5 protein-coding genes are annotated in these 6,095 nt (G+C 58.1%); all 5 read left to right on the top strand.

Annotation, left to right across the window (positions count from 1 at the left end; all coding sequences use genetic code 11):
* Positions 1-756: 756 nt before the first annotated feature.
* From EDF78_RS21905 to EDF78_RS21885, 5 genes are read left to right on the top strand one after another with little or no spacing between them, the layout of a single operon-like run.
* Positions 757-1,491 carry an FCD domain-containing protein gene (locus EDF78_RS21905; RefSeq protein ID WP_095922163.1) on the top strand — a complete coding sequence of 245 codons (735 nt, stop codon included), beginning with the start codon at positions 757-759 and terminating at the stop codon, positions 1,489-1,491.
* Positions 1,484-2,506, top strand: coding sequence for an ABC transporter ATP-binding protein (locus tag EDF78_RS21900; RefSeq protein ID WP_131694477.1), 1,023 nt, complete (start codon positions 1,484-1,486; stop codon positions 2,504-2,506). Before EDF78_RS21905 ends, EDF78_RS21900 begins: the two co-directional genes overlap by 8 nt.
* Complete coding sequence (locus EDF78_RS21895) at positions 2,503-3,618, top strand: oligopeptide/dipeptide ABC transporter ATP-binding protein (protein WP_133823894.1); 1,116 nt, start codon at positions 2,503-2,505, stop codon at positions 3,616-3,618. Before EDF78_RS21900 ends, EDF78_RS21895 begins: the two co-directional genes overlap by 4 nt.
* The gene (locus EDF78_RS21890; protein WP_133823893.1) at positions 3,615-5,132 is read left to right on the top strand and encodes an ABC transporter substrate-binding protein; all 1,518 of its coding nucleotides are present in this window, start codon (positions 3,615-3,617) and stop codon (positions 5,130-5,132) included. Before EDF78_RS21895 ends, EDF78_RS21890 begins: the two co-directional genes overlap by 4 nt.
* A 17-nt stretch (positions 5,133-5,149) precedes the next feature.
* Positions 5,150-6,094 (top strand): ABC transporter permease, encoded by a 945-nt coding sequence (locus EDF78_RS21885; protein ID WP_095922167.1) that lies wholly within the window; start codon positions 5,150-5,152, stop codon positions 6,092-6,094.
* Position 6,095: the final 1 nt, after the last annotated feature.

Raw genomic sequence — 6,095 nt, 5'->3', positions numbered from 1 at the left:
TCCCCTTCGCAGGGGAGGGAGCCGACCGTGTTTCCCTCCACACCGTAAGTGGCTGCTGCCCTGCTCCTCCCCCTGCGCAGGGAAGCGAGCCGACCGTGTTTCCCTCCACACCGTAAGTGGCTGTTGCCCTGCTCCTCCCCCTGCGCAGGGAAGCGAGCCGACCATGTTTCCCTCCATACCGTAAATGGGTGTTGACCTGCTCCTCCCCCTGCGAAGGGGGAGGCTGGGAGGGGTTTTAAGGGCTAACACCCGGTAAAAGAATACTTCAACTCATTGATTTTACTTTAATACCCCACCCCAACCCTCCCCTTCGCTGAACTGAATTCCCTGGCTACTCTGCGAAAACCTCACCAGTACTCACGATCTTGCAGACGAAACCACTGCCTGCGCACACTCCGGCTTCCGAATTATTCCTTAATACCCTGCCCCGGGCCTTCCTTCTTTTGGGAAGGAAGGAAATAGCGAACCATTAGCCAACTTATTCTTCTTATTTGATCTACTTCTCATACCAGGAAAACACGCACCATTACGATCCGTTAACATTAATTTAACGCACTACACTTGTGCATATCAGCTAAATATCAATGCCTTATAAATTACAAAAACGATCCTTCAACTAAAGCGCGTAAATTTTATTCATTTGAAATTAAAAACAAATTCCCCTTTTTGCAAAACTTTCACATGAACCATTACAAAATTGGTTCAGAAAATGCAAAGGACTGATTAACGATTCAATTCCCGGCGGGAAACTGAAATATGACCACACATTCCGGGGCGCTGCCCCCTTCAAACGGGACGTCTAACTCCGCGCTGGAACAGTTACGTCAGCTGATCCGCCAGCATCCGGATCACACCCGGCCACTGCCTGCGGAGCGTGATCTGATGCAGATGTTTGACGTTGGCCGCCGTGAAATCCGCCGGGCGCTGGATGTGCTGGAAGAAGAAGGCCGCGTGTGGCGCAAACAGGGCAAAGGCACGTTTATCGGGCCGAACGGCCCTGCACAGCCGCTGAGTTTGCAGGCGTTACCGAAACAATCGAATTTGCAGGAAGTGATGGAAGCACGGCTGCAAATTGAACCGGGGCTGGCGAAATATGCCGCCCTGCGCGCCACGCCGGAACAGATCCAGCTGATGCGTCGTTTGCTCGATAAGGTGAAAACCATGTCGCGCGGCGATCCGGATCAGATCGAACTGTGGGACAGCGCCTTTCACCGTGCCATTGCCGATGCCGCCGGAAACCGGCTGCTGCTGGGTCTTTTTGATGCCGTCGATGCCATTCGTCGCGATCCGAGCTGGCTGGCGGTGCGCAACGCGGCACGTAATCAGGAACGCCTGAACCGCTACGACGATCACCACGAACGCATCGTAGAACACATTGCCGCACGCCAGCCAAAGGAAGCCGCCAGAGTGATGCGCGAGCACCTTCTGGCGCTGCAACAGGCGTTTCTTTCCACCCTGAATGATGACGACGAGGATTTTACTGATGACTGACCCGGCCGAACCCGTCACGCCGCTGTTACACATCAACAACCTGCGGGTGCAGTTTTCCGGCTCCCCCGCGACTGTGCTCGACGGTATTTCCTTACAGCTTGAAGCCGGTAAAACGCTGGCGCTGGTGGGCGAATCCGGCTGTGGCAAAAGCGTCACGTCGCTGGCGCTGATGGGGTTACTGCCCGCCAGCGCGAAGGTGTTGCAGGGCGATATCCGCCTCAACGGAAAATCGTTGCCCGGACTTTCTGAGCGCCAGTATGCCGATCTGCGCGGTCAGGAACTGGCGATGATTTTTCAGGAGCCGATGACCTCGCTCAATCCGGCGCTGACGCTCGGCGATCAGCTGGCGGAAGCGGTGATGCGTCATCAGGGTGTCGGCAAAAAACCGGCCCGCGAGCAGGCGCTGGAAATCCTCAAAAAAGTGCAGATCCCGGCACCGGAGCTGCGGATGGATGCGTATCCGCACCAGCTTTCCGGCGGTATGCGTCAGCGGGTGATGATTGCGATGGCGCTGATCAACCGTCCGCAATTGCTGATTGCCGATGAACCGACCACCGCGCTGGACGTCACCATTCAGGCGCAGATCCTCGCCCTGCTCAACCGGATTCAGCAGGAAACCGGCAGCGCGTTATTGCTGATCACCCATGACCTCGGCGTCGTCGCGGAAGTGGCTGACAGCGTGGCCGTAATGTATGCCGGACAAATCGTCGAACAGGGTCTGGTGGCCGATATTTTCAATAATCCGCAGCATCCTTACACCATCGGGCTGATGGGGTCGATGCCGTCGCTGGCCTCGCGTCAGGGCGCACTTTCCACCATTCCCGGTGCCGTGCCGCTGCCGAAGGATATGCCGCAGGGCTGCCGGTTTTCGACGCGCTGTCCGTTTGCCGCCGAACGTTGCCAGCGTGAACGACCGCCGTTGCGCGCCCTGCATCAGTCGTCGCACCACGTCGCCTGTTTCTTTGCGCCGCTGGAAAACCATTTCGCGTTGTCCGCCGAAGGAGCCTGCGCATGAGCCTCGCACCCCGCCCCATTCTGGAAGCCGCAGGACTGAGCAAAGTCTTTAAAGGCCCGTCGTCACTGTTCAGCAAACCGAAAATCGTGCAGGCGGTAGATCGCGTGTCATTGCGCGTCTGGCACGGCGAAACGCTGGCGATTGTCGGCGAATCCGGCTCAGGCAAATCGACCCTTGGCCGCCTGCTGTTACAACTGCTCAGCGCCTCCGACGGCGACGTGTTTTATGAAGGCGAAAACCTGAAACAGTTTTCGGCTGACCAGATGAAGAAACTGCGCCGCGATCTGCAAATCATCTTTCAGGATCCCTTTGCCTCGCTCAACCCGCGCATGACGGTGGAAGAGATCGTCGGCGAGCCGCTATGGCTGCATAACATTGTCAGCGGCAAGGCGGACAGGCAGGCGAAAGTGCGCGAACTGCTGACCACCGTCGGCCTGCCCGCCGCGTTCAGCAACCGTTATCCCCATGAGTTTTCCGGCGGTCAGCGCCAGCGCATCGGCATTGCCCGCGCGCTGGCGTCTTCGCCGAAACTGCTGCTGGGCGATGAACCGGTGTCGGCGCTGGATGTGTCGGTGCAGGCGCAGGTGGTGAATTTGCTGGAAAACCTGAAACAGCAGTTTGGCCTGACGATGATTGTCGTCGCGCACGGTCTGGCGGTGATCCGCCATATGAGCGACCGCGTGGCCGTGATGTACCTCGGGCAAATCGTCGAACTGGCCAGCACCGATGACATTTTCGATCAGCCGCTGCATCCCTATACCCAGGCGCTGATTGCCTCCGCGCCGCTGCTGACGCCCGGTGTAAAACGTCCGGTGCCGATGTTACAGGGCGATATGCCCAATCCGGCCAATATGCCTGCCGGCTGCCGTTTCCATACCCGTTGCGCGTACGCCACCGACGAATGTCGTCTGGTGGAACCGCCACTTGAAACTGTCAGTGACAACCGCATGGTGGCCTGCCACCGCTGGAGCGAACTGCAACGGGACCGCACTTCCGTGCTGGTTCCGCCGCCGTCCGCCGCTTTCACCTTACGGCGTGCGCTGTTTGAGCAAGCGAGCCAGTCCCGGCTTTCACTTTCCATTCCAACATCAACCCAGGGAACCCGACCATGAAATTTGCCCCCCGCTTAACTGCCTGCATTCCGGCCTTACTGTTGCTGACCTCGGCGGGCCTCGCCCACGCGGAAAGCACCCTGCGCATCGGCCTTGGCAGCGATCCTGACATGCTCGATCCGGCCACGGCGCGCACCTATTACGGCCGCTTTGTGTTCAGCGCCATGTGCGAACGTCTGGTGGATGTCGATCAGCATCTGCAAATTGTGCCGGGTCTGGCGAAGGACTGGTCATACAGCGAAGATGGCAAAACACTGACGATGAATTTACGTGAAGGCGTGACCTTCCATGACGGCGAAAAATTCGATGCGCAGTCGGTGAAATACAACATTGAACGCTATCTGACCCTGCCCGGTTCCCTGCGTAAAAGTGAACTCTCCTCCATTGAGTCCGTGGACGTCACCGCGCCGTACACCGTGGTTTTCCACCTGAAAACCGCCGACGCCGCGCTGCTGATGCAACTGACTGACCGCGCGGGCACCATGATGGCCCCGGCGGCCACCGCCAAAGGCAACGTCGCGGCGCATCCGGTCTGTTCCGGCCCGTACGAATTTGTCAGCCGTGTGCAGCAGGACCGCATTGTCCTCAAACGTTTCGACAATTACTGGAATAAAGGCGCGTATCACTTCGATAAAGTGGTGTTCCTGCCGATCCCCGATGCGTCCGTGCGTTTAGCCAACCTGCGGGCGGGCGATCTGGATATCACCGAAGGCATTGCCGCCAGCGACACCGCTACGGTGAAAGCCGACAACACTCTGCAACTGGCGAGCACCACCGGCCTCGGCTATATGGGGCTGACGCTCAATATCGCCAACGGCACCGCCAACACCAATACCCCGCTGGCGAAAGATTCCCGTGTGCGTCAGGCGCTGTCGCTGGCGATTGACCGCGATGCGCTGAATCAGGTGGTGTTCCAGGGGCAATATACCCCGGCGAATCAGGCGTTCTCACCCGCCAGCCCGTATCACGCAGACATTCCGGTGCCAAAACGCGATATCGAAAAAGCCAAAGCCTTACTGGCACAAGCCGGGGTGAAAACGCCGATGACCATTGATTTCCTGGTCGCCAACAACCCGACGTCCCAGCAGGTTGCGCAGGTGCTGCAGGCGATGGTCAGTGAAGCGGGCATCAACCTGAATCTGCAAATGACCGAATACGCCACACTGCTGGATCGCCAGCAAAGCGGCGAATTCAAAATGAGTATGTCCGGCTGGTCAGGACGCCCGGATCCGGACGGCAATATCTTTTCCTTCATCCATACCAAAGGCGGCCTGAACGACGGCAAATACAGCAATCCGCAGGTCGATCAGTGGTTGCAGGAAGCGCGTCTGACCAGCGATGTGGAGAAGCGTAAAGCGTTGTACAAACAGGTGGTGGCGCAGGAAAACATCGACGATCCGCTGGTGTACCTGTACTTCGAACCGCGCATTTTTGGCATGAGCAAAAAAGTCAGCGGTTTCGTGCCTTACGCCGACGGGCTGATCCGCCTGCAGGGTCTGGCTCTGAAAAAGTAATTGCCTGAGGAAAGACAATGTTAGAACTGGTGGTGAAACGGCTGATTTCAGCCATACCGACGCTGTTTCTGGTGACGCTGATGGTGTTCTCGTTGCAGAAATTACTGCCCGGCGACCCGATCACCGCGATGGCGGGCGAGGAGCGGGATCCGGCAGTGATTGCGCAGTTACGCGAGCAATATCACCTGAATGACCCGATCCCCAGCCAGTATTTTCACTGGGTCGGCAATGCGCTGCGGGGCGATTTCGGCACCTCGCTGCGCACGCAGGAACCGGTGTTGCAGCTGATTGCCACCAAGCTGCCGGTGACGCTCGAACTGTCGCTGCTGGCGATGATCGTGGCGCTGATTATCGGCATCACCATGGGCGTGCTGGCGGCGGTCAACAAAGGCACCTGGATAGATAACGGCACCAATTTTCTGGCGCTGTCGGGGATTTCGATCCCCCATTTCTGGCTGGGTGTGCTGCTGATTATGCTGTTCTCGGTGAAGCTGCACTGGCTTCCGGCCTCCGGTTATGTGCCGTTTTCGGAAGATCCGCTGCAAAACCTGAAAACCATGTTGCTGCCCGCGGCGGTGCTCGGCACCGGCCTTTCTGCCACGCTGATGCGCCATACCCGTGCGGCGATGATTGCGGTTCTCAAGGCGGATTACATCCGTACCGCCCGCGCCAAAGGGCTGCTGCCGAAAAAAGTGATCATGAAACACGCGCTGCGCAATGCGCTGGTGCCGATCATCACCCTGACCACCTTGCTGTTCGGCGAACTGCTGGGCGGCGCGGTGCTCAGCGAGCAGGTTTTCACCATTCCGGGCTTTGGCAAAATGATTGTCGATTCAGTGTTCAACCGTGATTACGCCGTGGTTCAGGGCGTGGTGATGGTGGTCGCGGTCGGATTTCTGCTGATGAACCTGCTGGCCGACGTGCTGTATGTGCTGGTCAACCCACGTATGCGGAGAGCCTGAG

The organism is Rahnella sp. BIGb0236, from assembly GCF_004364755.1.
Taxonomy (GTDB): domain Bacteria; phylum Pseudomonadota; class Gammaproteobacteria; order Enterobacterales; family Enterobacteriaceae; genus Rahnella; species Rahnella victoriana.
This window is presented reverse-complemented; position numbering and strand designations above follow the sequence as displayed.